The 26,066-nt window shown below is 50.5% G+C and carries 22 protein-coding genes; 20 read left to right on the forward strand and 2 right to left on the reverse strand.

All coding sequences use genetic code 11. The annotated features are described in order from the left end of the window. Positions 1-82 precede the first annotated feature (82 nt). Positions 83-514: a large conductance mechanosensitive channel protein MscL gene (mscL, locus tag ACFWUL_RS02095; protein ID WP_297021833.1), complete on the reverse strand. Its 432-nt coding sequence runs from the start codon at positions 512-514 to the stop codon at positions 83-85. Between the two features lie 303 nt (positions 515-817). On the opposite strand from mscL, the gene ACFWUL_RS02100 reads away from it, so the two are divergent. The 4 genes from ACFWUL_RS02100 to ACFWUL_RS02115 all read left to right on the forward strand — a co-directional run bounded on the left by ACFWUL_RS02100 (position 818) and on the right by ACFWUL_RS02115 (position 7,168). Next, positions 818-1,348 carry a helix-turn-helix domain-containing protein gene (locus tag ACFWUL_RS02100; RefSeq protein WP_416178105.1) on the forward strand — a complete coding sequence of 177 codons (531 nt, stop codon included), beginning with the start codon at positions 818-820 and terminating at the stop codon, positions 1,346-1,348. Continuing rightward, positions 1,230-1,820 carry an IS630 family transposase gene (locus ACFWUL_RS02105; RefSeq protein ID WP_416177664.1) on the forward strand — a complete coding sequence of 197 codons (591 nt, stop codon included), beginning with the start codon at positions 1,230-1,232 and terminating at the stop codon, positions 1,818-1,820. Before ACFWUL_RS02100 ends, ACFWUL_RS02105 begins: the two co-directional genes overlap by 119 nt. Before the next feature lie 323 nt (positions 1,821-2,143). Then, a complete protein-coding gene (locus ACFWUL_RS02110) occupies positions 2,144-3,097 on the forward strand; it encodes a lactate/malate family dehydrogenase (protein WP_416177665.1) in 954 nt (317 codons plus the stop codon). 642 nt (positions 3,098-3,739) lie between these two features. Next, on the forward strand, positions 3,740-7,168 hold the full coding sequence (locus ACFWUL_RS02115) for a pyruvate carboxylase (protein WP_416177666.1): 3,429 nt from the start codon (positions 3,740-3,742) through the stop codon (positions 7,166-7,168). A gap of 240 nt (positions 7,169-7,408) precedes the next feature. Here the strand turns inward: ACFWUL_RS02115 and ACFWUL_RS02120 are convergent, their stop codons facing one another. Then, positions 7,409-8,899 (reverse strand): ISNCY family transposase, encoded by a 1,491-nt coding sequence (locus ACFWUL_RS02120; protein WP_416177667.1) that lies wholly within the window; start codon positions 8,897-8,899, stop codon positions 7,409-7,411. A 150-nt stretch (positions 8,900-9,049) separates the two neighbouring features. On the opposite strand from ACFWUL_RS02120, the gene sstT (ACFWUL_RS02125) reads away from it, so the two are divergent. From sstT (ACFWUL_RS02125) to ACFWUL_RS02200, 16 genes are all read left to right on the forward strand, one after another. After that, positions 9,050-10,309 carry a serine/threonine transporter SstT gene (gene sstT, locus ACFWUL_RS02125; protein ID WP_416177668.1) on the forward strand — a complete coding sequence of 420 codons (1,260 nt, stop codon included), beginning with the start codon at positions 9,050-9,052 and terminating at the stop codon, positions 10,307-10,309. A gap of 269 nt (positions 10,310-10,578) precedes the next feature. Continuing rightward, positions 10,579-11,829 carry a serine/threonine transporter SstT gene (sstT, locus tag ACFWUL_RS02130; RefSeq protein WP_416177669.1) on the forward strand — a complete coding sequence of 417 codons (1,251 nt, stop codon included), beginning with the start codon at positions 10,579-10,581 and terminating at the stop codon, positions 11,827-11,829. A gap of 424 nt (positions 11,830-12,253) precedes the next feature. After that, positions 12,254-13,072 carry an LpxI family protein gene (locus tag ACFWUL_RS02135; RefSeq protein ID WP_416177670.1) on the forward strand — a complete coding sequence of 273 codons (819 nt, stop codon included), beginning with the start codon at positions 12,254-12,256 and terminating at the stop codon, positions 13,070-13,072. Positions 13,073-13,074: 2 nt separating this feature from the next. After that, entirely contained in the window at positions 13,075-14,223 is a 1,149-nt protein-coding gene (lpxB, locus tag ACFWUL_RS02140; RefSeq protein ID WP_416177671.1) for a lipid-A-disaccharide synthase, read from the forward strand. Beyond that, positions 14,204-15,988, forward strand: coding sequence for a lipid A export permease/ATP-binding protein MsbA (gene msbA, locus ACFWUL_RS02145; protein ID WP_416177672.1), 1,785 nt, complete (start codon positions 14,204-14,206; stop codon positions 15,986-15,988). Before lpxB ends, msbA begins: the two co-directional genes overlap by 20 nt. 56 nt (positions 15,989-16,044) lie before the next feature. Next, positions 16,045-17,373 carry a 3-deoxy-D-manno-octulosonic acid transferase gene (locus tag ACFWUL_RS02150; RefSeq protein ID WP_416177673.1) on the forward strand — a complete coding sequence of 443 codons (1,329 nt, stop codon included), beginning with the start codon at positions 16,045-16,047 and terminating at the stop codon, positions 17,371-17,373. Then, positions 17,363-18,469, forward strand: a complete 1,107-nt coding sequence (gene lpxK, locus ACFWUL_RS02155) for a tetraacyldisaccharide 4'-kinase (RefSeq protein WP_416177674.1) — start codon at positions 17,363-17,365, stop codon at positions 18,467-18,469. Before ACFWUL_RS02150 ends, lpxK begins: the two co-directional genes overlap by 11 nt. Then, positions 18,469-19,200: a 3-deoxy-manno-octulosonate cytidylyltransferase gene (gene kdsB, locus ACFWUL_RS02160; protein ID WP_416178106.1), complete on the forward strand. Its 732-nt coding sequence runs from the start codon at positions 18,469-18,471 to the stop codon at positions 19,198-19,200. The genes lpxK and kdsB overlap by 1 nt, the downstream gene beginning before the upstream one ends. Continuing rightward, a complete protein-coding gene (kdsA, locus tag ACFWUL_RS02165; RefSeq protein WP_416177675.1) occupies positions 19,197-20,042 on the forward strand; it encodes a 3-deoxy-8-phosphooctulonate synthase in 846 nt (281 codons plus the stop codon). The genes kdsB and kdsA overlap by 4 nt, the downstream gene beginning before the upstream one ends. 103 nt (positions 20,043-20,145) lie before the next feature. Next, positions 20,146-21,117 carry a KpsF/GutQ family sugar-phosphate isomerase gene (locus ACFWUL_RS02170; RefSeq protein ID WP_416177676.1) on the forward strand — a complete coding sequence of 324 codons (972 nt, stop codon included), beginning with the start codon at positions 20,146-20,148 and terminating at the stop codon, positions 21,115-21,117. Beyond that, positions 21,114-21,644 carry a KdsC family phosphatase gene (locus ACFWUL_RS02175; protein WP_416177677.1) on the forward strand — a complete coding sequence of 177 codons (531 nt, stop codon included), beginning with the start codon at positions 21,114-21,116 and terminating at the stop codon, positions 21,642-21,644. Before ACFWUL_RS02170 ends, ACFWUL_RS02175 begins: the two co-directional genes overlap by 4 nt. A 134-nt stretch (positions 21,645-21,778) precedes the next feature. Further along, on the forward strand, positions 21,779-22,765 hold the full coding sequence (locus ACFWUL_RS02180; RefSeq protein WP_416177678.1) for a lysophospholipid acyltransferase family protein: 987 nt from the start codon (positions 21,779-21,781) through the stop codon (positions 22,763-22,765). Further along, complete coding sequence (gene lptC / locus ACFWUL_RS02185) at positions 22,762-23,307, forward strand: LPS export ABC transporter periplasmic protein LptC (RefSeq protein WP_297020633.1); 546 nt, start codon at positions 22,762-22,764, stop codon at positions 23,305-23,307. Before ACFWUL_RS02180 ends, lptC begins: the two co-directional genes overlap by 4 nt. Continuing rightward, entirely contained in the window at positions 23,304-24,152 is an 849-nt protein-coding gene (locus ACFWUL_RS02190) for an LptA/OstA family protein (RefSeq protein WP_416177679.1), read from the forward strand. The genes lptC and ACFWUL_RS02190 overlap by 4 nt, the downstream gene beginning before the upstream one ends. Next, positions 24,149-24,871, forward strand: a complete 723-nt coding sequence (gene lptB / locus ACFWUL_RS02195; protein ID WP_297020626.1) for an LPS export ABC transporter ATP-binding protein — start codon at positions 24,149-24,151, stop codon at positions 24,869-24,871. The genes ACFWUL_RS02190 and lptB overlap by 4 nt, the downstream gene beginning before the upstream one ends. Before the next feature lie 30 nt (positions 24,872-24,901). Continuing rightward, entirely contained in the window at positions 24,902-25,987 is a 1,086-nt protein-coding gene (locus ACFWUL_RS02200; protein WP_416177680.1) for an LptF/LptG family permease, read from the forward strand. Positions 25,988-26,066 lie beyond the last annotated feature (79 nt).

Genomic DNA, 26,066 nt, shown 5'->3' on the forward strand with positions numbered 1-26,066 from the left:
TTTTTAATCGGAAGATCCATGCCCTGGCTTTGGACAGCAGCAAAAAATCTGCCGGAAGAATTTTCTTTCCGGCAGATTTTTACTATTTCAATTCAGCTGTGCAATGGGGGCATCGGGTCGCATCGTCAGCAATGGCTTCCCGGCAGTAGGGACATTTTCTCGGTTCCTTGGCCGGCGCTTTGGGGAAGAACCGGTTGATCTGCTTCACCACGATAAAAATGGCAAAGGCCACAATCAGGAAATCAATGACGTTATTCAGAAACTGGCCATAGGCAATGACAGGGATTCCCATTTCCTTGGCTTCTGCCAGGGAAGAAACGGGAATGCGGGACAGAGGCAGGAAAAGGTTGGAGAAATCGATGCCTCCCAAAATATAACCCAGGGGAGGCATAATGATGTCGCTGACCAGGGATGAAACGATTTTCCCAAAAGCGGCGCCAATGACAACACCCACAGCCATGTCCACCACATTTCCCCGAAGGGCAAAATCTTTGAATTCTTTGAGCATACCCATAAAAGAAGGACTCCTCTCTCATATAAAGGAATTATAATTTTTATAACAATATATCATGATTTACTGCTGAACTCAAGGGGAAGAGAACCGAGGAGTGCGGAATATTTCAGTTTGTCGAGCTGTTGAGTTCGACACTGGAGGGTAGAGTCATTCGAGCGGGGGCTTCTATAGTAAACGACATTAATTACTTTACTTTAAATTGATGTATCTATGTGCTATACTTCAATTGGAGGTACAGTACATATGAACAATCGAAAGTATCACACTGATCCGGAAGAACTTTTGAGACAAGGTAAGGAGATTATGTCGTCTACTGATGACGCCAGGTTCCATTTCAGAGTATTCTCCGTAAACATGGTTCTATCCGGTTTGTCTGCTTCCCAAATCAGTAAATTAGCTGGTGTAAGCAAGATGACAATTTCATCCTGGGTAAAAATTGCTGATGAAAAGGGCTTTGACGCACTTAAATTAAAAGGGCACAAAGGCCGGCCCTCAAAGCTTACCAACGGGCAGCTAAAAGAAATCAAGCAGGCCCTTACTTCCGAGCCAAAACAATACGGCTACAATGTCTGGGATGGGCCGAGCTTGTCTGACTATATCAGTAGTAAGTACAACACTACGCTAAGCGTTAGACAATGCCAACGTCTATTTCACAGTCTGGGCTTTTCCCTTATCCGCCCCCAACTATATCCATCCAAGGGATACGAAGATACGGATGCACGAATTGCCTTTAAAAAAAATCGACGAAGTAAAAGCAGACAGTACCGCAATTCTGACATTTCAGGACGAAGTGCATTTCCAAATTCAGACTACAATTACACGTGGATGGTATGAAAAAGGCAGTGCACCTAAGGTGAAATCATTCCCGGCACGTTTCAAGTCTCCTTATAGTGGGTTTGTTATCCCAGAAACCGGAGAGTTATTTACGACAAAGCCGGAGAAATTCAACTATGAGACCACAATAGCCTCTATTCGTGAGTTCTTGGCTGCAAAACCGTTGCCGGAAGGCAAGCATTATGTTCTGGTAATGGACAATGCCCCTTGGCACAAAAAGGCCTATCGACTAATTGCTGTAGAAAAGCGGCCAGAATATGCGGATATATCAGATAAAATTACAATTTTGATGCTTCCTCCCTATTCACCTGATCTGAATCCAATCGAACAGGTTTGGAGAAAAACCCGCAGAGAATATACACACAATCGTTTCTTTGCAACCTTAATGGAACTTATGGAAACAGTTGAAAAAGCATTCGAGGCTTGGAAAAAGCCAAATGATCAGCTTCGAACCCTGTGCAGCTTTAAATAAAGTTATTTTTGTCGTTCACTATAGCTGCTAGCTCCTAGCTTCTAGGAAAGCTGGCCAGCCTACAGCACGAATGACTGACGGGAATACCGGGCGGAAGCGCCGCAGGCGGATCAGCCTTCCTAACAGCTAGCCGCTAGAAGCTAGAAGCTCCATGCGAGTGACTCTATCCGCAAGTATGCCAAACCGTTCGCTCCAACAGCTCTACAAACCGCAATTTGATGTAAAGTGCCTTTAGCGGACCGTCTTGACAATTTCATAACACATATGATATATTTCCTCTAATTAACTATCTTTTGGATAGATGTTTAAAAGGAGGGTTTCCTATGGCAGAAAAAAGAACAGTCGGAGTCGTGGGCCTGGGGCACGTTGGCGCCCATGTGGCATTTTGTCTGGGTATGATGGGGGTGGCCGATGAAATTCTCCTTTGCGATGTGAATGAACAGAAGGCCATCAGTGAATGCCAGGATTTGAACGATGCGGTCATGTATATGCCGAATCATTCTGTCTACCGGGTCGTAGACTACAGGGGACTGAAAAATGCAGACATTATTGTGAATGCCGTAGGGGACGTCAGCCTTTGTGCTACCGGCAACCGGGACGATGAATTGGGAAACAGTGTTCGCCAGGTGGCAGACTACATTCCGAAAGTCATGGCAGCCGGTTTCAATGGCATTTTCGTAACCATCACAAATCCTTGCGATGTGATTGCCCACCTGATTGCAAAATTATCCGGTCTTCCCCGGGGGCGGGTTGTGGGGACAGGAACCCTTCTGGATTCTTCCCGGCTGGTCCATGCCATTTCTGACCAGACAGGCCTGGATGCCAGGGGATTCTTTGCCTTTATGATGGGGGAACACGGAAATGCCCAGATGGTTCCCTGGTCCCAGGTGAATTTCTACGGCCAGACACTTTCCCAGATGGAAAAGGATCCCCGCTTTGTCTTCGACAAGGACAGGGTGGAAGAAAAGGCCATCAAAGGGGGCTGGGTGACCTACCAGGGTAAACAGTGCACGGAATATGGCATTGCCTCTGCGGGGGCAACACTGGTTCGCACCATCCTTCACGATGAGAAACGGATCCTTCCCTGTTCCGTGGAACTGGATGGAGAGTATGGGGAGAAAGATGTCTTTTGTGGTGTTCCGGCAATTATCGGTATCAATGGCGTGGAAGAAGTGCTGGAGTACCAGCTCACGGAGGAGGAAAGAAAGCGGTTCCAAAATTGCATCGATACGATTCATCGGAACATTGAAAGAGGAAACCTGTTTTTAAAGAAATAAGAGGAACACCGGCTCTGTCATGGGGCCGGTGCTTTTGCGTTTTGATGGTAAGGTCATATATTGCGATATTTCAGTTTGTCGAGCTGTTTGGTTTGGCGCTGATGGGTAGAGTCATTCGTGCGGAGCTTCTAGCTGCTAGCTCCTGGCTTCTAGGAAAGATCAACAGCCTACGGCACGAATGACTGATGGAAACAGGTAGGAAGCGCCGCAGGCGGGCCAGCTTTCCTGGCAGCTAACAGCTAGAAGCTAGCAGCCCCGTGCCAGTGACTCTGTCCAACCACATGCCAAACCGTTCGCTCCAACAGCTCTACAAACCGCAATTTGATGGAGAACATATCATGCACGTAAATACATTAATCGTTAAATACATAGATAAAATACTCTAAAATCGTATCAATTCATATTTTAACTCGAAATGATTACTTATTAGTTTTATGAATCAATAAGTAAATCGATACTAATTTACAGTAGGCTATTGATTTTGGGGAATCCCCTTAGTACAATGGATTCATGCAACGAAACAGGGCGTTCCGTATATAAATATAATAACCCGCCCTGTCCCTGCTGTTGATTCTGATTTAATGGTAACGGGAGCTGTCGGAAAGACCGGGGCCCGGTACCATGTTGTTGAGGGAGGATTTTATGAGACGTATTCGCAAGGTCCTTGTTGCCAACAGAGGCGAAATTGCTATTCGTGTATTCCGTGCCTGCAGTGAACTGGGAATTCGCACTGTAGCCATTTATTCCAAGGAAGATATTCTTTCCCTCCATCGCAACCGGGCCGATGAAGCGTACCTGGTGGGCGAAGGGGATAAACCGATTGATGCCTATCTCGATATTGAAGATATTATCCGCATCTGCAAGGAGCACGGCGTAGATGCCATCCATCCGGGCTACGGTTTCCTGGCTGAAAATGCGAAACTGGCAAAACGGTGCGAAGAAGAGGGCATTATTTTCATCGGGCCGAGAGTGGAACATCTCCAGATGTTCGGCGATAAGGTCAATTCCCGTATCCAGGCGGAAAAAGCGGGCATCCCCATGATCCCCGGTACCAACGGGGCGGTGAAGAGCTTTGAAGAAGTGAAGGCCTTCGCTGAAAAGAACGGTTTCCCCATCATGATCAAGGCTGTCAATGGCGGCGGCGGACGGGGAATCCGGAACGTAGACCGCATGGAAGACCTGGAAGAAGCCTATAACCGGGCTAAATCCGAAGCAAAGATGGCCTTCGGTGATGAAGATGTGTACGTAGAAAAGTGCATCATGAACCCGAAGCACATTGAAGTACAGATCATGGGCGATGAACAGGGCAATGTGGTTCACCTCTTTGAACGGGACTGCTCTATCCAGCGCCGTCACCAGAAGGTTATTGAAATGGCTCCGGCCTGGTCCCTGCCTGTGGAACTGCGCCAGAGAATCTGCGATGCTGCGGTGAAACTCATGAAGCACGTTCATTATGTGAATGCGGGCACCGTAGAATTCCTGGTAGACCAGGATGAAAAGCATTTCTACTTCATCGAAGTAAACCCCCGTGTCCAGGTGGAACATACGGTAACAGAAATGATTACGGATGTGGATATCGTGAAGAGCCAGATCCTCATTGCCGAAGGCTATGCCCTGGACGGACCGGAAATCGCCATTGGCCAGCAGAAGGACATCTGGTACAAGGGCGTGGCAATCCAGTGCCGTATTACCACCGAAGATCCGCAGAATAATTTCATGCCGGATACGGGCAAAATCATTGCCTACCGGAGCGGCGGCGGCCCGGGCATCCGACTCGATGCAGGCACAGCCTACACGGGCGCAGTCATTACACCCTATTATGATTCTCTCCTCGTCAAAGTTACCGCCCATGCCCTCCATGCGAAGGATACCATCCACAAGATGCTCCGCTGCCTGGATGAATTCCGTATTTCCGGTGTGAAGACCAATATTTACTTCCTCCAGAACATGCTTCGTACCCGGGATTTCCAGGAAGGAAAATGCGATGTAAACTATATCGACCGCAACCCCTGGCTCCTCCAGGAACCGGACCTTATTTCCGATCGGGGCACGAAGCTCCTTTCCTACATTGCTGATATTACGGTGAACGGTTATGCCGGTGCCGGACACCAGGAAAAACCGGACTTTGCGGAACTCCCGGTGCTGGATGCCTCCCATGAGGACGTACCGGAAGGAACCCGGCAGCTTTTGGACAAACTGGGACCGGAAAAATTTGCCAAATGGGTGATGGACCAGAAGGAAGTCATGTTCATGGACACCACATACCGCGATGCCCATCAGTCCCTGCTGGCTACCCGCATCAGGACCCATGATATTATGAAAGCCATCCATTATACCGCTGTCCATGTACCACAGCTGTTCTCCTTTGAAAACTGGGGCGGCGCGACCTTTGATGTGGCTTACCGTTTCCTGGATGAAAGCCCCTGGGACCGGCTCCGGCAGATGCGTAAGGCTGCTCCGAATATCCTGTTCCAGATGCTCACCCGCGGTGCCAATACCGTAGGTTATACGAACTATCCGGAAAATGTGGTACGCCACTTCATTGACCAGGCGGCGGACAACGGTATCGATGTATTCCGTATCTTTGACTGCCTGAACCAGCTGAACCACATGACCATTTCCATTGATGAAGTTCGGAAGAAGAATAAGATCGCCGAAGCCTGCTTCTGTTATACCGGCGACATCATGGATCCGAACCGCCAGAAATATTCCCTCAAGTACTATACGGACCTGGCAAAGGAAATGAAGAATGCCGGTGCCAATATCATTGCTATCAAGGATATGGCGGGCCTCCTGAAGCCGGAAGCAGCCTATGCCCTGATTTCCGCCCTGAAGGATGCGGTGGACCTGCCGATTCACCTGCATAGCCATGAAGGCGGCGGCTGCACCCTGTACTCCTATGCCAAAGCCATCGATGCGGGCGTGGATATTGTGGATGTGGCTACCAGCGCCCTGTCCAACGGCACGAGCCAGCCTTCCATGACAGCCATGTACTATGCGCTCCAGAATAACCCGAGGCAGCCGAAACTGGATATTGATGCCCTCGAAACTATCGACCGCTACTGGCAGGGGGTCCGTCCCTACTATGCGGGCGTTGATTCCAGAATGGCCAGCCCGAACACCACCCTCTTCCAGCATGAAATGCCTGGCGGACAGTACAGCAACCTGCGGCAGCAGGCTACGGCAGTGGGCCTTGGCGATCAGTGGCCTGAAGTGTGCCGCATGTACGCCAAAGTGAATATGATGTTCGGCGATATCATCAAAGTTACACCGTCCTCCAAAGTGGTAGGCGATATGACCCTCTTCATGGTGCAGAACCATCTGACGGAGAAAGATATCTATGAAAAGGGAGATACCCTGGACTTCCCGCAGTCCGTTGTCGATTTCTTCGACGGGAAACTGGGCATTCCTTACGGCGGATTCCCGGAAAAACTGCAGAAGGTCATCCTCCGCGGCCAGAAACCGCACCTGGAAAGCCATCCGGAAGATGTGGACTTCGAGAAGGTCAAGATGGAAATGAAAGAAAAACACATTCCCACAAGGGAAGAAGATGTGTCTTCCTACTGCATCTATCCGAAGGTATTCTCCGATTATATGGAACGGTATCATAAGTACGGCGACCTTTCCATCCTCGATACACCCACCTATTTCTTCGGCATGAAACCGGGAGAAGAAGTGCGGGTGGATATCGATGAAGGCAAGATGCTCCTCGTACGGCTGGATAACATCACAAAGCCTGATGGTGAAGGAAACCGGGAAATCCAGTTCGAACTGAACGGTATGCCCCGGGAGATCAAAGTCCATGATAAACACGTGGCGGAATCCGCAGTTACTGCCCGGAAGGCAGACAAAGATGTGATCGGCGAAGTGGGTGCTACCCTCTCCGGTTCCGTGGTGAAACTGCTTGTGGACAAAGGCTCCTCCGTGAAGAAGGGGGATCCGGTCATCGTGACGGAAGCCATGAAGATGGAGACCACTATCACCGCTCCGGTGGACGGCATTGTATCGGAAATCCACGTGAAAGCAGGCCAGCGCATCGAATCCGGCGATCTGCTCATGGTTATCGAATAATTTATACAGCAATCAGCTGCGCAGGATAGTAGGGAAATAGGGTTTTCACCGCTTTCTCCGGCATCCGGGTCTCTTTTACAGATGGGCTGCCGGAGAATGTTTTCTCTCAAAGAAAAGCGGGAGATGTTCTTTTCCTGATAAATAAAACGCCTGTCAAGCATTTTTGAAAATGTCCCGAGAATTGTCATTTAATAGCCCCGCAATAGTGGGGCTATTTTGAGTGGTTAGGCCAGTATGTTACTAAAATATGTTACGCGATGCAAGTTCTTCTGGATCTTGTCTGGAATGATGCGGTCTTGTAAGGACGTAATGACGGAAAGATGCCTGCTTCCATGGGTGACTCATCGGTGGAATCCAGTGTTTCTGAGGCTTTGGTTTGGTATAGTCAGCATCAAGCTCAGGAGATTTCTTCTGGCGCAAAGGGATGGCTTCCAGCGCGTAGATACTGGTATCGTTAACACTGCAGTAGAGTTCGCCGTTGAAAGCCCGTATGACTAGTACTTTGGTTCCGCTGGCATAATGCACCTGATGGCCTTCTGAATCAAGCATACGATAGTACTGACGCTGGAAACGGATGCAGTGGCCTCTGTCTACCGTACGGCCTGTAAGTACAGCCAGTATCAGGTTGATCCTCTCATCTGACGGTTGCGTCACAAAAGCTGATTTGGTACTATTGGGGGGAAGTGCAAACTTCGCATTGAATTCTTTTAGGTAGGACTTGAGGAATTCATTGGCGTCTGCAATAGTCGTGATGCCTGCCTGTCTCAGCTCAATCGGCAGGCGCGACTGCAGCGTCTCATTGAGCCGCTCAACCCGGCCTTTGGCCTGTGGTACGCTGCTTGACTCAAGGTGTATCCCCAGTTGCCTGCAAGCGTAACCGAACTGCGTATAGGTATCCTCGTCGATGGACGGGGATCCTTTTTGTTTGTAAATGAACACAGTGCGTTTATCCGTGAAGATTTCCACAGGGATTCCGTAATCTTTGAGAGTCTGCCAGAGGACATGGTAATAGCCGTTCAGGGTCTCCTGGGTGTCAAAATAGCCGCCAGTCACGATGCCAGTGGCATCATCAATGAAGAGGTGGAGATGCCGGATCTTCCCGGGAACCCATTCATATGGAGTGGCATCACCCTGCAGCTGTTCCCCAAAGTAAGCATGCCGTGGACGCCGGCTGTGGGCATCTTCAGCAGCCACAAGATTGACTTGTATTTCCATCTGCTTTTTCTTGGATTTCGTGTTGCTTTTCATTGCTTCCAATTTTCTCCTGATCCGTTTTCTTTTGGCCCGTGTAGCCTTAGGAGAGAGAATAAAGGCTGCCTCAAGAATGGAGGCTACAGAGGAAACGGAGACATGGATATTCTCATGTCTGTCCAGAAGTTCGGTAAAGTGGGTAAAATTGGCGCCATAGTACTCATTCTGGTAAAGGGCCACAATTTTTTCTCTGAGTGAGGCTGGAAGTGTTGTTACGGGCTGTCTACCCCTGTTCCCGTGGACAAATGCTGCTTTACCTTCCTGACGATAGCGCAGGATTAACCGGTTCACGGTGCGGACAGTGCACTCCAGCCGGACAGCTGCTGCGAGCTTGTTGCCATCTGGATGATTAACAAGAGATTTGATTGTTTCATATTTGAACTGCTCGTCCATCGTTAATTCAACCTTTCTGATAAAAATTCCTCCCATCACTTGCGTTAAGATTGTGATGAGATTATACCATGACTGGGACATTTTCATTTGTGGTTACTTGAGACAATATCACTTGTGGTTCATATGTTCTTTTCCTGATAAATAAAACGCCTTGCACCATTTTCTTGGAGCAGGTATACTAGTAGAAATAAATGGGAATAAATGGGAACTTTATTTCAGTGGAGGAGGAGTATTATCGTGTTTAGTAAGATTAAGGATATCCTGTCCAAGGTGTCCCTTATCAAGCAGATTGCGGTGGGACTTGTCATCGGTATCTGCATTGCGGTGTTTTTCCCGCCGGCCATTCCGGTGGTCAAGATTTTTGGGGATCTTTTTGTTAAAGCTTTGAAGGGCGTTGCGCCAATCCTGGTCTTCTTCCTGGTCATGAATGCCATGGCCCAGAGAAAAGAAGGCTCCGGCGGCAGCATGAAGCCGATTATTGAACTCTATGTGATTGGTACATTCTTTGCCTCCATCGTGGGCGTGACCATGTCTTTCCTGTTTCCGACAGACCTGGCTCTCCAGGTAGCACCGGATACAAAGCTGGCACCGCCAAGCGGCATTATTCAGGTGCTCCATAACCTGATCCTTAGCATCGTGGACAACCCGGTGGCTGCACTGATGAACGCCAATTACATCGGTATCCTTGGCTGGGCAATCATTCTGGGGATTGCGCTGAAGACCTGTGCCGGTGATACAACCAAGACCTGCCTCAATGATATTGCTGCAGGCATTACGAAAGTGGTAACCTGGGTCATCCACTTCGCACCACTGGGCATTATGGGCCTGGTTGCTGATTCTGTGGGCACCGCCGGTGTGGGAGCTCTTCTGGGGTATGTACAGCTCCTTGGCGTGCTTATCGGATCCTATTTCCTCGTTGCCCTCGTGATGAACCCGCTCATTGTCTTTGCCAAGGTTCGTAAGAACCCGTATCCCCTGGTTCTCACTACGCTCCGTGAAAGCGGCGTTTATGCGTTCTTCACCAGAAGCTCCGCAGCTAACATTCCGGTGAACCTGTCCCTCTGCAAACGGCTGGGACTGAATCCGGATACCTTCACCATTTCCATTCCCCTGGGCGCTACCATTAATATGGCCGGCGCATCCATCACCATTTCCGTACTGGCCCTGGCAGCCGCCCATACTCTCGGCATCAACGTAGATATGGGTACGGCCCTTCTCCTGTGCATCGTGTCTACAGTGGGCGCCTGTGGTGCTTCCGGCGTAGCCGGCGGTTCCCTGCTCCTCATTCCGGTAGCCTGCGCTTCCTTTGGTATCGGCAATGACATTTCCATGCAGGTGGTAGGCGTAGGCTTCATCATCTCCGTACTGGAAGATGCCTGCGAAACGGCCCTGAACAGCTCCAGCGATGTGCTCTTTACGGCTACTGCAGAATTTGCAGAACGTCGGAAGAACGGGACCCTCGATGCGGCTGACATGGTTCCAAAGGATGAACGGTAATTTGTTGTAAAGAAAACTGTGAACCCTGTATCTGATACATGGGTTTACAGTTTTTTATTGCTCCGAAAAGGGAGACCTATGATTCTGTTTTATCATAACTTCCCATATTTATACAAAAAAGTCATTCAAGCATAAAAATGTTGCATTATACATATAAGGGCAGTATACTGATTCTATTATTGGGACCCATTCCTGTCTGGGAGGAATGGGTTTTGGTTTGGCTCGGGAAAGGGGATTCCGGGATTTTTATATGGGGTTAGGAGGATTTTATGAAAAAAATAAAGGAATGGGTTACCCGGGTGGCTCTGATCAAGCAGATTGCCATCGGCCTGGTTATTGGCATCATTATCGCCGTCTTTTTCCCGCCGGCTATTCCGGTGGTGAAAATTTTCGGCGATCTTTTCGTGAAGGCTTTGAAAGGGGTGGCGCCGGTTCTCGTATTCTTCCTGGTCATGAATGCCATGGCCCAGAAGAAAGAGGGTCCGGGGGGAAGGATTAAGCCGGTCATTGAACTGTACATGATTGCCACGTTCTGTGCTTCCCTGGTGGGGGTGGCCATGTCCTTCCTGTTTCCTACGTTTCTCCAGCTCCAGGTGGCGCCGGATACGAAACTGGCACCGCCAAGCGGCATTGTGGCGGTACTTCACTCTCTCGTCCTCAGTATCGTGGATAACCCGGTATCCGCGCTCATGAATGCCAATTACATCGGCATTCTGGCATGGGCCGTGATCCTGGGGATTGCCCTGAAGCAGACTGCCAGCGAATCTACGAGGGTCTGTCTCGATGATATTGCGGCGGCCATTACGAAAGTGGTGACCTGGGTCATCCACTTTGCTCCTCTTGGCATTATGGGCCTTGTGGCGGACTCCGTAGGCACTGCCGGTCTGGGGGCTCTCCTGGGTTATGCCCAGCTTCTTGGGGTACTTATCGGTTCCTATTGTCTGGTGGCCCTGGTCATGAATCCTTTCATTGTGTTCCTGAAGGTCCATAAAAATCCCTATCCCCTGGTGCTTACCACCCTTCGGGAAAGCGGGGTCTATGCGTTCTTTACAAGAAGTTCCGCTGCCAATATTCCGGTGAACCTTTCTCTCTGCAAACGGCTGGGACTGGATCCGGATACGTACACCATTTCTATTCCCCTTGGGGCTACGATCAATATGTCCGGTGCGTCCATCACCATTTCTGTGCTGGCCCTGGCGGCTGCCCATACATTGGGCCTTGCTATCGACCTTCCTACGGCCTTCCTCCTCTGTATCGTTTCGGCCATTGGTGCCTGCGGTACCAGCGGCGTGGCGGGGGGATCCCTTCTTCTCATTCCGGTGGCCTGCGCATCCTTTGGTATAGGCAATGATATTTCCATGCAGGTGGTAGGCGTAGGTTTCATTATCTCCGTACTGGAAGATGCCTGCGAAACGGCACTGAACAGTTCCAGCGATGTCCTTTTCACGGCAGCTGCTGAATTTGGGGAAAGAAGAAAGAACGGAACCCTGAAGGCTTCGGATATGGTGCCCCATGCTTGAAATGCAAAATTGACCGTCAGTATATTTTTTCTTGCCTTTCCATGTAAAAAAGCATAAAATGGGAGCTGTGTATATTTACATGGCTCCTTTTTGTTGGATGAGATATTTCAGTTTGTCGAGCTGTTTGGTTTGGCGCTGATGGGTAGAGTCATTCGTGCGGAGCTTCTAGCTGCTAGCTCCTAGCTTCTAGGAAAGATCAACAGCCTACGGCACGAATGACTGATGGAAACAGGTAGGAAGCGCCGCAGGCGGGCCAGCTTTCCTGGCAGCTAACAGCTAGAAGCTAGGAGCTCCATGCGAGTGACTCTACCCGTCAGCATGCAAAACCCATCAGCTCTACAAACCGCAATTTGTTTCCTGTCCCCATAGTGCGATATGCCCCTGGAAATGATAAAATAAGAAGAGTTGTATAGTGGAGGTTTGTATGGAAACAATCGGACTGCTGGCAGGGATAGGGACCCTTCCTGTGGAGTTTACGGAAGCGGTGAAATCCCAGGGATACCGGGTAGTATGTATCGCTGTGATTCCCGGCATCGATGGTCGGCTGAAAGACATGGCAGATGCCTATTATGAAATCAGTGCGTTCAAGTTAAATAAAGTAATAAAAACACTGGTCAATGAACATGTGAAGGAAGTCACCATGATCGGCAAAGTGACGAAGGAGTGGCTCTTTAAGAACCATCCCTTCCCGGACCTTAGGGCCATCAAGGTGCTGAACCGTCTCCGGAAGAAGGATTTTAAGGATGATACAGTGACACTGGCTATTGTAGAGGAGCTGGCAAAGGACGGGATTTCCGTGCTGGACCAGACGAAGTACCTGAAGCCCCTCATGCCGGGCCCCCAGGTTTTCACGAAGAAAAAGCCCACCGACGCCCAGATGGCGGATGTGCTTTTTGGATTCAAGGCAGCCAAGGCCATCGGGGCCATGGACCTGGGGCAGACGGTGGTAGTAAAGAACCAGGCCGTCATGGCAGTGGAAGCCATCGAAGGTACCGATGCCTGCATCAAACGAGGCGGTGCCCTGGCCCGGGGCGGTGCAGTGGTGGTGAAGACGGCAAAACCATCCCAGGATACCCGCTTCGATATGCCTGCCGTGGGACTCCAGACACTTCATTCCATGGAAGAAAGCGGCTGCGCTGTGTTGGCCATAGAGGCCTGGCATACCCTTTTTGCGGAAAAGGATGCAGTGCTGAAGGAGGCCAATGAGAAGGGCATCGTTATTCTTGCCGTAGAACAGGATTAAGTATGAAAATTATGATGTCCGCCGGAGAGGCTTCCGGCGATATGCATGCTGCTGCAGTGGCAGCAGAGCTCAAGCGCATGATGCCGGATGTGGAAATCTTTGGCATGGGCGGCGCAGACATGAAGAAAAGCGGCGTCCGTATTATCTATGATATAGAAAACCTGGGAATCATCGGTGTTGTGGAAGTCATCAAACATATTCCCTTTTTCTTCCGTCTCCGGAGCTTTCTGAAGGAAGCCATGGTCCGGGAGAAACCGGATGTGCTGGTCTGTGTGGATTATCCGGGCTTTAATATGAAGCTGGCCCATGTGGCAAAGGAACTGGGCATTCCCGTGGTCTATTACATTGCCCCCACCATCTGGGCATGGAACAAGGGCAGGGCAAAGAATATTGTCAGGGATGTGACCATGGTGGCCTCCATATTTCCCTTTGAAGCCAAGGCTTATAAGGAAGCCGGGGCACCAGTAACCTTTGTAGGCCACCCTTTGGCAGATACGGTAAAGCCTTCCATGTCCTTTAATGAGGCTATGGACTATTTCCATGGGGACTGGGACAGGAAGCGGATTCTCCTCATGCCGGGGAGCCGGAAAAATGAGGTTACCGGCCTTCTTCCCATTATGCTGGGAGCGGCGGAAAAGCTGGCAAAAAAGGAAAGATGCCAGTTTTTCATTCCCCGGGCATCCACCATCCCGGAAAGTTTTCTTAAGTCCCTGATTGGAAATTCTCCTTTGTCCATTGAAATCACAGAAGGCCACCAGTACGACCTCATGCAGATCTGCACGGCCTGCGTAGCGTCTTCCGGTACGGCTACCCTGGAAACGGCGCTGATGGAGCTGCCTACGGTATTGGTCTATAAGCTGGCTCCGGTGACCTGGTTCCTGGCAAATCTCCTGGTCCATGTCAAATATGCGGGTCTACCCAATCTCCTCATGGGCAGGGAAGTGACGCCGGAACTCCTGCAGGACAGGGCCAATGCGGAAAATATCACGTCCATCCTCCTTCCCTGGATAGAGGATGAGGAAAAGAGAAAGAAAAATATAGAAGAAATCAAAGAAGTGCGGAAAGCGCTGGGCTCCGGTGGAGCTGTCCATCGCGTGGCCCGTCTTATAGTTGACACGGCAGGAGCTGTCCATGGCAGAAAAGAGAAGTAAATTAAACAGTTATCGCAGGCTGCTGAAATACCTGAAGCCCTATATCAAGCTGCTCATCGTATCCATTATCTGTATGATATCGGTATCGGCGACGAATCTGTACGTTCCGTGGATTATCAAGGACGTTATCGATAAGGTACTGGAGGATAAGGACATCACCATGCTGTACCTTATCATCGTTTCCATTATTATCGTATTCTTTATCCGCGGGGCCACTACATTTGCCCACCGCTACCTTATGGGCTATATCGGGCAGTCCGTGATTCGGGATCTCCGGAACAAACTCTATGACCATCTGCAGAAACTGCCTATTGCCTATTTCGATAAGCGGCGGACTGGGGAAATCATGAGTAATCTCACCAATGACATCAGTGCCCTGCAGACTGCCATGACATCTGACTTTATCATGCTGGTGCAGGAAGGAGCTATTTTTATCGGCTCCTTTGCGGCCATGATTTACCTGCAGTGGAAACTCACCATCCTCTGCCTGGTCATTGTGCCACTGGTTTCGGTGACCATTAAGTTCTTTGGTAAGAAACTTCACTCCTCCGGACGGAATGTGCAGGAGCGGCTGGCTGATGTGACGGCCATGCTCCAGGAAACTATATCGGGGGTCCGCATCATCAGAAGCTTTAACCGTTCTGATTATGAAATGAAGCGGTTCAATAAAGTAAACCAGGATAACTTCAAAGCCACGGTCCGCTCCATCCGCCAGCAGAGCCAGCTCACGCCGGTGGTGGAATTCCTGGCGGCCCTGGCGATTACAGTCATTATCTGGTACGGCGGGGTTTCCGTCATTGACGGCATTATGACCGCAGGCGAACTGATAGCGTTCCTGATTTATGCCATTAACCTGGCAAATCCCATCAAGCGTATTGCCGACAGCTATGGCAATATCCAGAAGTCCCTGGCTGCTGCCGACCGGGTATTTGATATTCTCGATGAAAAGGAAGAGGAACAGAACCGGGCGGAAGAAAAGCCTCTGGTGGTGACAGAAGGGGCTGTGGAAGCCAAGCACGTGGCTTTCTATTATGAAGAAGGGCATCCGGTGTTGAAAGACCTGAATTTCAAGGCCAACCCCGGAGAGACCATCGCCATTGTAGGGCCTTCGGGAGCCGGTAAATCGACGATTGCGAACCTTCTTCCCCGGTTCTATGAAGTAACCGGCGGGGAAATCGACATTGACGGTACAGACATCCGCAAGGCCACCCTGGGATCCCTTCGAGACCAGATCGGTCTGGTACCCCAGGACACGCTTCTCTTCAATACGTCCATCAAGGATAACGTCCTCTATGGGCGGCTGGATGCGACGGACGAAGAAGTCTGGGCGGCTATCCGGGCGGCGAATGCGGAGAAATTTATTAAGGAACTTCCCAATGGCATTGATACAAAAGTGGGAGACCGGGGACTCATTCTTTCCGGCGGCCAGCGGCAGCGTATCGCTATCGCCAGGGCAATTCTGAAGAATCCGAAAATCCTCATTCTCGACGAAGCCACGTCGGCTCTGGATACGGAAAGTGAAAAAATCGTACAGGATGCGTTGGATAAGCTCATGGTTGGCCGTACATCCTTTGTTATTGCCCACCGGCTTTCCACGATTAAGAACGCGGACCAGATCCTTGTTCTCAATGACGGTGTCATTGCAGAACGGGGGACCCATGATGAACTCATGTCGAAGGGCGGCCTCTATTATGACCTCTACACCATGAGCGCCAAAGTGGCGGAGGCGGAAGAGGATGCGGAGGATGAGGAAAAGGAAGGATAAATCCTTTCTCCCACTCCCCAAAGTTACAGTTTGTTTTCCGGAAAAGGAGATACCCATTGTACTGGTTTTACAACATATGCCTGGTGGCTTACTGGATCCTCCAGATACCGATCCTCATTTACCGCCTTGTGTTTGAAGAGGGATTTTATGACAGGCTGAAGCAGAGCGCCGGCATTATGCCTACTCCTACGCTGCTGCAGATTGCTGACCATAATGCTATTTGGGTCCATGCCGCATCGGTGGGGGAAGTGGTGGCTGCCAGCCCTATTGTGAGGGAACTGAAGGAAAAATACCCCGATGAAATGGTGGTGGTATCTGTAGTTACCGCTACGGGACACCGCATGGCCCAGCGCATCATTCCGGAAGCGGACGGGCATATATTCTTTCCCTTTGACCTCCCGGTTATTACGGAACGAATCGTGAACATCGTAAATCCCAAAGCCATTATTCTCATAGAAACGGAATTGTGGCCGAATTTCCTCCGCCTTGCCTGGCGGAAAAAGATTCCGGTCATGATGATGAACGGCCGTATCAGCGGCCGCTCTATGAAGCGGTATTCCCTGATCCGGCGGTTTACGACGAAAATGCTTTTCCAGATCCGGAAGTTCTGCATGCAGTCGAAAATCGACCAGGAGAGGATTATTTCCATGGGAGCCATTCCGGATAGGGTGACGATTACGGGAAATACGAAGTATGACCAGACCTATGCGGAAGTTTCGGAAGAAGAAAGAAACCGGCTCCGTAAGGAATTTCGGTTTGACGGAAAAGGACCGATCATCGTTGCCGGTTCCACCCACGGGGGAGAAGAGGAAATCATTGTCCGTACCTTTAAAAAAGTGCTCGAGAAGTATCCGGATGCCCGGCTTCTTCTGGCGGTGCGGGAAATTACAAGGGCTCCTTCTGTCCGGTTTATGATCAAACACCATGGATTTACCGTGCTTCGCCGGTCCAAGATGGGAACGGAAGAGGATGATGGGAAAAGTGCCCAGATTGTTATTCTGGATACCATCGGCGAACTGGGACGGCTCTACAGCCTGGCGGATGTGGTCTTTGTGGGCGGCAGTTTTGTAAAGGTGGGGGGACACAATATCCTGGAACCCGCGGCCCATGGCAAGCCGGTTCTTGTGGGGCCCTACATGTTCAATTTCCAGGAAATCTTTGAACTTCTTTCAAGTCGGGGCGTATGTATCATGACGCCGGATGAGAAATCTTTTGAAACAACATTGCTGGACCTTTTGGACCATCCGGAAAAAATGAAGCGTATGGGAGAGGCGGCGTTGGAAGTGGTCCGGGAAAACCAGGGAGCCACGGGCCGCAATATCCATGCCTTTGAAGAACTGGTGGCAGAGTATGGTATCCATTTGAGAGGGAAAAATGAGCCTTGAAGACTATGTGACGGGACTCATGAAGAATCCGAAACCCCGGGGAAAGGACCGGGTGGCCCTGTTTTTCCTGGAAAAGCTGGAGTCCCTTTATCTGTCCCAGGTCGTAAAAAAGAGGGACAAAGCCCTGGCCGCTGCTGAAAGTGTGGGGGTACCTGTCATTTCTGTAGGGAATATTACGGCCGGTGGTACGGGAAAGACCCCCTGTATTATCCGGATTGCGGAGCTCCTGAAGGCAGAAGGGCATCGACCTGCCATTATCAGCCGGGGCTATAAGAGCGGGCTCGAAAAGGAGGGAGGCATCGTATCCGATGGCCGATCCATCCTTGTTTCCCAGAAAATGGCAGGGGACGAACCCTATATGATGGCCTTGAAGCTTCCGGGAGTGCCGGTGCTGGTGGGAAAGGACCGATTCCGGTCCGCGGAAAAGGCAAAAGAATTGGGAGCAGATATTCTGCTCATGGATGATGGCTTCCAATACTGGTCTATGAAACGGGACAGGGATATAGTCCTTTTGGATTGTACGAATCCCTTTGGCTATGGCCACGCCCTGCCTCGGGGACTTCTCAGGGAGCCCCTGGAAGCTCTTAGAAGGGCTAGTCTCTTTATACTGACCAAGAGTGACCAGGCAGCTCCATCCAAAATAGAGGAAATCAAAAGGATCCTCCGGAAAATTGCCGGGAACAGGCCGGTCATTTCTTCCTGCCACAGCCCCTCCGGCGTTGTGGCATACGGCGCATGGAAAAGCAGGAATCCCAGGAAACCAAGGCCCGAGACAAAAGGCAAACGGGCCTATCTTGTTTCCGGTATAGGAAACCCTGGCGCCTTTGCGGAAACGGCGCAGGAAGCCGGGCTGTTTCTCACGGGAGAGATGGCTTTTGATGACCACCATGCCTATGAAGAGGAGGATATCCGGAATGCGGAATCCGAAGCCCGCAGGTATGGGGCGGATATGATTGTTGTCACGGAAAAAGATGCCGTCAAAATGATGAATCTTACCAGTATGGAAAAGTCGACGGTACCGTTCTATGTCCTTGAAATAGAGATGACCTTCCCTGAAGGCCTCGCACTTTTAAAAAAACAATGGGAGGATTTATGATGAAAGCAGCCTGTATTATTCCTTCCCGCTATGCCTCCACCAGGCTTCCGGGAAAACCGCTTCGCATGATCGCCGGCAAAACACTGGTCCATCGGGTCTATGAAAGGGCCTGCCTTGCTAAAGTGCCGGATACGGTCATCGTGGCTACGGACCATGAAGACATCGAGAAAGAAGTCAAAAGTTTCGGCGGCCACGTGGTGATGACTTCCGTTAACCATCCCACCGGAACGGACCGGCTGGCGGAGGTAGCAGAAAAACTTCCTCAGTATGATATTATTGTCAATGTACAGGGGGATGAGCCTCTTATTGATCCCGATGTGATTGACCGTCTGGCCAGGGATCTCATGGATCATGAAGACCTGGATATGGCTACTGTAGCTACCCCTTTGAAAAAAGAGGAGTATGAGGATCCATCGGCGGTGAAGGTAGTTGTGAACCGGAAAGGGGAAGCTCTCTATTTTTCCCGGTCCCTCATTCCCTATCCCCGTCATGAATTTTCTGTACCTCCCCTGAAGCATGTGGGAATCTATGCATACCGCCGGGATTTTCTCCTGGCCTATGCAAAGATGGAACAGACGCCACTGGAAAAAACGGAATCCCTGGAACAGCTCCGGGCTCTGGAAATGGGATATAAAATCGGTGTCATTCCGGTGGAAACGGAGGATATCGGTATTGATACGGAAGCGGACCTGAAGAAGGCCAATGAGTATTTTGAAAGGAACCACTTATGAAAACAATTCACGTAGGAAATCTGACCATCGACGGAAGCAGGCTGTTCCTGATTGCAGGACCCTGTGTCATTGAGGGGTATGACCGCACCCTGATGATCGGCAGGGAAATCAAAAAAATCTGTGAACGGCTGGGAGTGCAGTATATTTTCAAGGCCTCCTATGACAAGGCAAACCGTTCTTCCTTCCATTCTTTCCGTGGACCGGGACTGGAAAAGGGGCTGGAAATCCTGGCGGATATCAAGAGAGAACTCCAGGTACCGGTATTGTCTGATGTACACGATGTGACGCAGCTGGCACCGGCAGCGAAGGTGCTGGATATGCTGCAGATTCCTGCATTTCTCTGCCGGCAGACGGACCTGGTCTATGGGGCTGCCAAGACCGGTAAGCCGGTGAATGTAAAGAAAGGCCAGTTCATGGCACCGGAAGATATGAAAAATGTGATTGAGAAAATGGAAGAAGCGGGGAATCCGAACCTGGCTGTTACGGAACGGGGGGCTTCCTTCGGTTACCATAACCTGGTAGTGGATATGCGGTCTTTCCCCATTATGCGCCAGTTTGGGTACCCTGTCATTTTCGATGCCACCCACAGCGTACAGCTGCCGGGGGGCATGGGCGGCTCCACCGGGGGACAGCGGGAATTTATTCCGTACCTCGCAAGGGCGGCTGCAGCATCGGGAGTGGACGGTTTCTTTATGGAAGTCCATGACAACCCGCCGGAAGGCTTGTCCGATTCCACCAATATGCTTTACCTGTCTTCCCTGGAGGACCTCTTGAAGGATCTCATCGCTATTAATAATGTGGTGAAAAAGGATAAGGAACAGGGACTGGTGAAAGGGAAATAAAAGCCCCTTCATAAGTCACCCCCTCAGGGGATAATTATTGTATAATAGAAATAATATATGGTTCTTTAGGAAATTTTTGTGTTCTGTAGAAATGGGAGGCACTATGTCAGTCATTGAAACAGCCACACGGGTACTGAAAGACGAAGCGGCGGCGGTGTTATCTCTAGTGGATAAGCTGGATGGCCAGTTTGAAGAAGCTGTGAAACTCATTGAAAGTGCAAAGGGCCGGGTGGTTCTGACAGGCATGGGAAAGTCCGGCCATATTGCCCGCAAGGTGGCGGCCACCATGGCCAGCACCGGGACTCCTGCTTTTTTTCTCCATCCTGCTGAAGGCATTCATGGGGACCTGGGCATGGTGACAGCGGACGATGTGGTGGTGGCTTACTCGAATAGTGGCGAAACTGCGGAAATCCTGAATATTCTTCCTTCCCTGAAACGGATCGGTGCCAAACTGGTGGCGGTGGTAGGAAATACAAAATCTACTCTGGCAAAGAATGCGGATGCCGTACTGGATGCGGGGGTGGAAAAAGAGGCAGACAGCCTGGGACTGGCACCCACCAGTTCCACCACTGCCGCCCTGGCGTTGGGAGATGCATTGGCCGTATGCCTGATGGAACGGCACCATTTTACGGCCGATAACTTCGCTGTATTCCATCCCGGCGGTTCTTTGGGGAAAAGGCTTCTCCTGACTGTGGAAATGGTGATGCACAAGGGAGAAGACAATCCGGTGATTTCGGAAATTTCTACAGTAAAAGATGCCCTTTTCGTGATGACAGACAAAGGGCTCGGCGCTGTTTCTGTGGTGGACGATGCAGGGGTTCTCAAGGGTCTGATGACCGATGGCGATGTCCGCCGGGGTCTGGAAAGGGGCATGGATTTCCTGTCCCGCCCTGTTAAAGATGTGATGACGCTCCATCCCCAGGTGATTCACAGGGAAAGACTGGCAGCCGAGGGGCTCCATATCATGGAGCAGCATAAGCCCCATCCCATTACTGTCCTTCCAGTGACCGATGAAACGGGCAGGGCCATCGGCATGATCCATATCACCGACCTCCTGCGGCAGGGGGTTGTATGATGGGAAATGCAGGTACCGTAAAGCTCATAGCCTTTGATGTGGATGGTACGCTGACTGATGGCACCCTTGTGATGGGGCCCAATGGCGAAGCATTGAAGCTGTTCCATGCTCGGGACGGGCTGGGTATTTCCCTGGCCCACCGCATGGGATATGTGACCGGATTTATCACCGGCAGGAAATCGAAGCTTGTGGAAAACAGGGGCAAAGAGCTGCAGGTGGACTTTATCCTTATGGGTGTTTCCAATAAGGTAGAAGCCATGGAAAGCATACTGGAAAGGCATGGGCTCACATGGAAAGAAGCAGCCTATATGGGAGATGACCTGAATGACCTCCCGCTTCTGAAGAAGGTGGGGTTCTCCGGAACGCCCGCTGATGGGGCCTGGGAAGTCCGGAAGGCAGCTGATTTCATATCTGCTTTACCCGGAGGAAGAGGGGCTGCCCGGGATTTCATAGAGACCATCCTGAAGTCCCAGCACTGCTGGAAAAAAGCGGTCAATTCCTACAAGGGAAAACCGGTAAGCCAGTGATACTGGCGTCAGTGATTTTCTGGATGATTCATTTTCTTTCATCTTTCAGTTTTTAATTTGTATTGTGCTTTCATGAAGTCCTACTGATGAAAGCCAGGCGCAGTAATTATCCATACCGGAAAGAAGAGAAAGCCATGTTATTCAAGGTACGTTACGGGATATTGAAGGGCATCAGCAGCCTGCTCTGCTCCATGTCCTATGACCATATCCTGTCTATAGGGCGGACACTGGGCCCCCTCATCATGAACCGCATAGCCAAACAGAAAAACCGTGGAATCCGGCAGATAATGATAGGACTCTCCGTCTCCCGTCCGGAAGCGGAGGCCCTGCTGCAGAGGGTGTATGAAAATATCGGCATGTCGGCCATGGAAATGCTCTACATGCCAAGGCTGTGCCGGGAAAAAGACCATATCAATGATTATGTGAAGATTGACCATCCGGAGTATCTGGAGGCGGCCTATGCGGAAGGAAAGGGAATTGTCGGCCTTACCGCCCACATGGGGAACTGGGAATGGCTGGGTGCCGGTCTTGCCCTCCACGGCTACGATACTTCTGCCATTGGGAAGAAGCAGTCCGACGATGTACTCATGAAGATGATCAATTCCTACCGGGCCATGGCGGGACAGCACATTTACCTTACCGGCACCGGTGGCTATGAAATGATAGCAGCAGCCCGTTCCATGAAGAAAAACCATATTCTTGGTTTCCTTTCCGATAAGGATGGAAACAAGGTTGGGGTGCCGGTACTGTTTATGAACCGGGTATTTTCCTTTCCCCAGGGGCCGGCGGTGTTTGCTAAGAAATTCAAGGCACCCATAGTTCCTATCTTTATTGTCCGCAATGAAGGAGGACGAGGTCATACCATTTGCGTGGGAAAACACTTTTACTATGAGAATACGGGAGATAAGGATAAGGATCTCCTGCGGAATTCCCAAAAAATGGCCACGATCATGGAAGATTTCATTAAGGCCCATCCGGCAGACTGGCTCTGGTTCCAGCACCTGTTCTGGACAAGGCCGGGAAAGATAAAAATGTATAACGCACTGAGTCCGGAAGAAAAGAAGCGCTTTGCATCCGGCATGGATGAGAACTGGAATGAAACCAAAGGAGGAAAGGAATGAAAAAGAACCGGAACCTGATATTGGCGGTTGTGCTGATTCTGGCTATTGGAGTCGGTATCTATTTCCTCTTTAAAGATGACAGTAAAAATATGAATGCCGCTTCTTCATCCACTTCCTCCATGGAGTTCAATAATATTGACATGAAGGAAACCAAAGACGGAAAGATTACATGGCGGTTTAAGGCTAAACATGTGACAATCAGCAAGGACCAGAACCATGTGGACATGGAAGGGGTCGAAGGGGACTTCATGAAGGATGAGGACGATCTCCACCTGACTGCCGATAAAGGCCGCATTGACCGAAAGACAAAAACGGTTTATATTGAAGGCAATGTACAGGGCAATTCCAAAGATGGAGAAGAACTCTATGCAGAGAACCTGACTTACGATGGCAATAAGGAAATCCTCTCCACGGACAAGGCGTTTGTGGTGAAGAAGGATGGTAAAGTATTGACAGCGGATACATTTGATGCAGACCGGGTACTGAAGAAAATTACGGCCAAAGGTCATGCTAAGCTGACAGACAAGGAGGATGCACAGTGAGAACTTTCTATACGGCACTGGCGGCTTTGGCCATCGCTCTTGGCGTGCAGGGGGCGGCAATGGCCGATGATATTACAGCGGATGTACTGACCTATGATGGAAATACGAAGGTGGTCACCGCTAAGGGGGATGTGGTGATTCATGCTAACCAGGGGGCAACCATTACCGGCAGCAATGGGGAATACCATTTTGAAGACCGGAGTGCCTTTCTGGAAGGTGGAGTCCACTATGTAAAAGACCAGACTACCCTCTATGCGGATAAGATGTATCTCTACCAGGACAAGACCGCTCGGGGCATAGGCAGCGTCAATTTCCATGACGGACTGGAAAAGAGAACCCTGAAGGGGGACGATGTCATGTACAATCCGGATACAGGCTTCGGCAAGATTGAAGGAAACGGATATCTGGAATCCCCGGACGGCATCCTACAGGCACCGCACATTGAAGGAAACATGAAGCAGGTCAAAGTGGTAGCTACCGGCGGTGTAAATCTTTCCAGCAGCCTTCACAATGCTGTGGGCTATGGGGATCAGGCCGTTTATACAAGAACCGGAGCTAACGGCACCGATGGGAAACTGGTGCTTACCGGAAATGCTTGGGTCAACCAGAACGGAAACTCCTTCAATGGCCCGGAACTGGTGCTCCGGGATGAAGATAAGGTCGTGGAAACCACAGGACGAAGCACCATTGTGATTACAAATACCGGCAATACCGGAAGTGACAGCGGAAGCTCCTCTTCCGGAGGCGGCAGCGCAGCGCCCCAGGGACCGGTCACAGCAGCGACGCCCATAGCCGGACGGCCGGAAGAAGCGGGAAGCCCGCTGGAAATTAAGGACAGCAAATGAAGATAGAAACTCATAATCTCATTAAACGGTACGGAGCAAGAACCGTAGTGGACCACGTAAATGTGGAAGTGGAACAGGGGACCATTGTGGGTCTCCTTGGCCCCAATGGTGCCGGAAAGACGACGACTTTCTACATGATTGTCGGAATTATCCAGCCCGATGAAGGGGATGTGACGGTAGATGGCACGTCTCTCGTGGGAATGCCCATTTATAAGCGGCACCAGTTCGGCATCGGGTACCTGCCCCAGGAAGCTTCGGTTTTCCGGAAAATGACGGTATGGGAGAACCTGATGTCTCTTCTGGAAACACGGAAGGATTTGTCTTCTGAAGAAAGAACGCAGAAGGCGGAGGCCCTGCTGGAGGAATTCCATATCAGCCACGTCCGCGATACCCGGGGTGATGCCCTCTCCGGCGGCGAGCGGCGGCGTGTAGAAATTGCCCGGTCCCTGACACTGGACCCTTCTTTTATCCTTCTGGATGAACCCTTTGCTGGCGTAGATCCGCTGGCGGTGGAAGATATCCAGAGTGTGGTGCTGCACCTGAAGACGAGGGGCATCGGTATCCTGATTACGGATCACAATGTAAGAGAAACCCTTCGTATTGTAGATAAAGCCTATATCCTGTCAGAAGGGAAAATCCTTCTGTCCGGCAATGCCAATGAAATCGCCGTGAATCCGGTGGCTAAGAAGTTCTATTTAGGAGAAAATTTCAGTTTATGAATCATATGAAAGCAGGGGAGGGGAATTCTGATGCGACTTCTTGATAAATATACATTAAAAGAATTCCTGGGCCCTTTCTTATTTGGCGTTGCTGCCTTTACGGCCATATTTCTTGGAGCCGATACACTGCTTAAAATTGCAAGTTACGTAACGAAATACGGCGCTTCTCCGGTGTCAGCCCTGAAAATATTTGTGCTGGCACTGCCTCGTATCGTGGTTTATACGTTCCCCATGGCGGTGCTCCTGGGAGCGCTCATGTGCTTTTCAAGGCTTTCCGGCTCCAGCGAACTCATCGTCATGCGTTCCTCTGGCCAGAGTTTCCTCCGGTTGGCGACGCCGGTCTTTATCCTTTCCCTTATCATCAGCCTCTGCGCGGTGGCATTCAATGAATACGTGGTGCCCTGGACAAACAGGGAATATGAATACGTATTGAATACGGAAATCAAGAAAAACTTCAACCCCGGCGTCACGGACCACGTGGTGGCGCGGGATGTACAGAACGGGAAGATTCTCCATCTCCTTTACGCAAGGCGGTACAACCCGGAAACCAAAGAACTGGAAAATATTACGGTCCAGGAGTTCCAGAATGAAGAAGTGACCCGGGTAGAAAATGCACCGAAGGCTATCTGGCAGAACGGCGTATGGGTTATGACGGATGGCGTCATCTATGACCTCACCGGAGACGGCGTGGACCGGATGATGCATTTCGAGCGGCAGGAAATCCCCTATGCCCAGTCACCGGAAGATATTCCGAAGGAAAAGAAGAATTACGATGAAATGACGATTCGGGAACTGCTCCTGACGAAGAAGGCCTATGCCGCAGCCCATGCGGACATAACGCCTATTATGATGGAAGTGCACCGGCGGTTCTCCCTGCCTATGGCCAGTTTTGTATTTGCCATCGTGGGGGCTCCCTTGGGAGTGCAGAAACAGAGATCTTCTTCCTCCATCGGCTTTGGCCTGTCGGTGGTCATCATTTTCCTCTATTATGCCATCATGACGTTCCTTGAAGCCTTGGGGAAGGGCCACGTCATGCCGGCGATACTGGCGGTGTGGCTGCCGAATATCATCGCTTTCGTTACCGGATGTATTCTGATTAGAAAAGTAGATAAATAAATTAAAACCGCGGAGTGCATATCCTCCGCGGTTTTAGATTGGCGCAGTGTAAAGAGGCCTGCGATATTTCAGTTTGTCG

This window comes from Dialister sp., from assembly GCF_047832375.1.
Lineage (GTDB): Bacteria > Bacillota > Negativicutes > Veillonellales > Dialisteraceae > Dialister.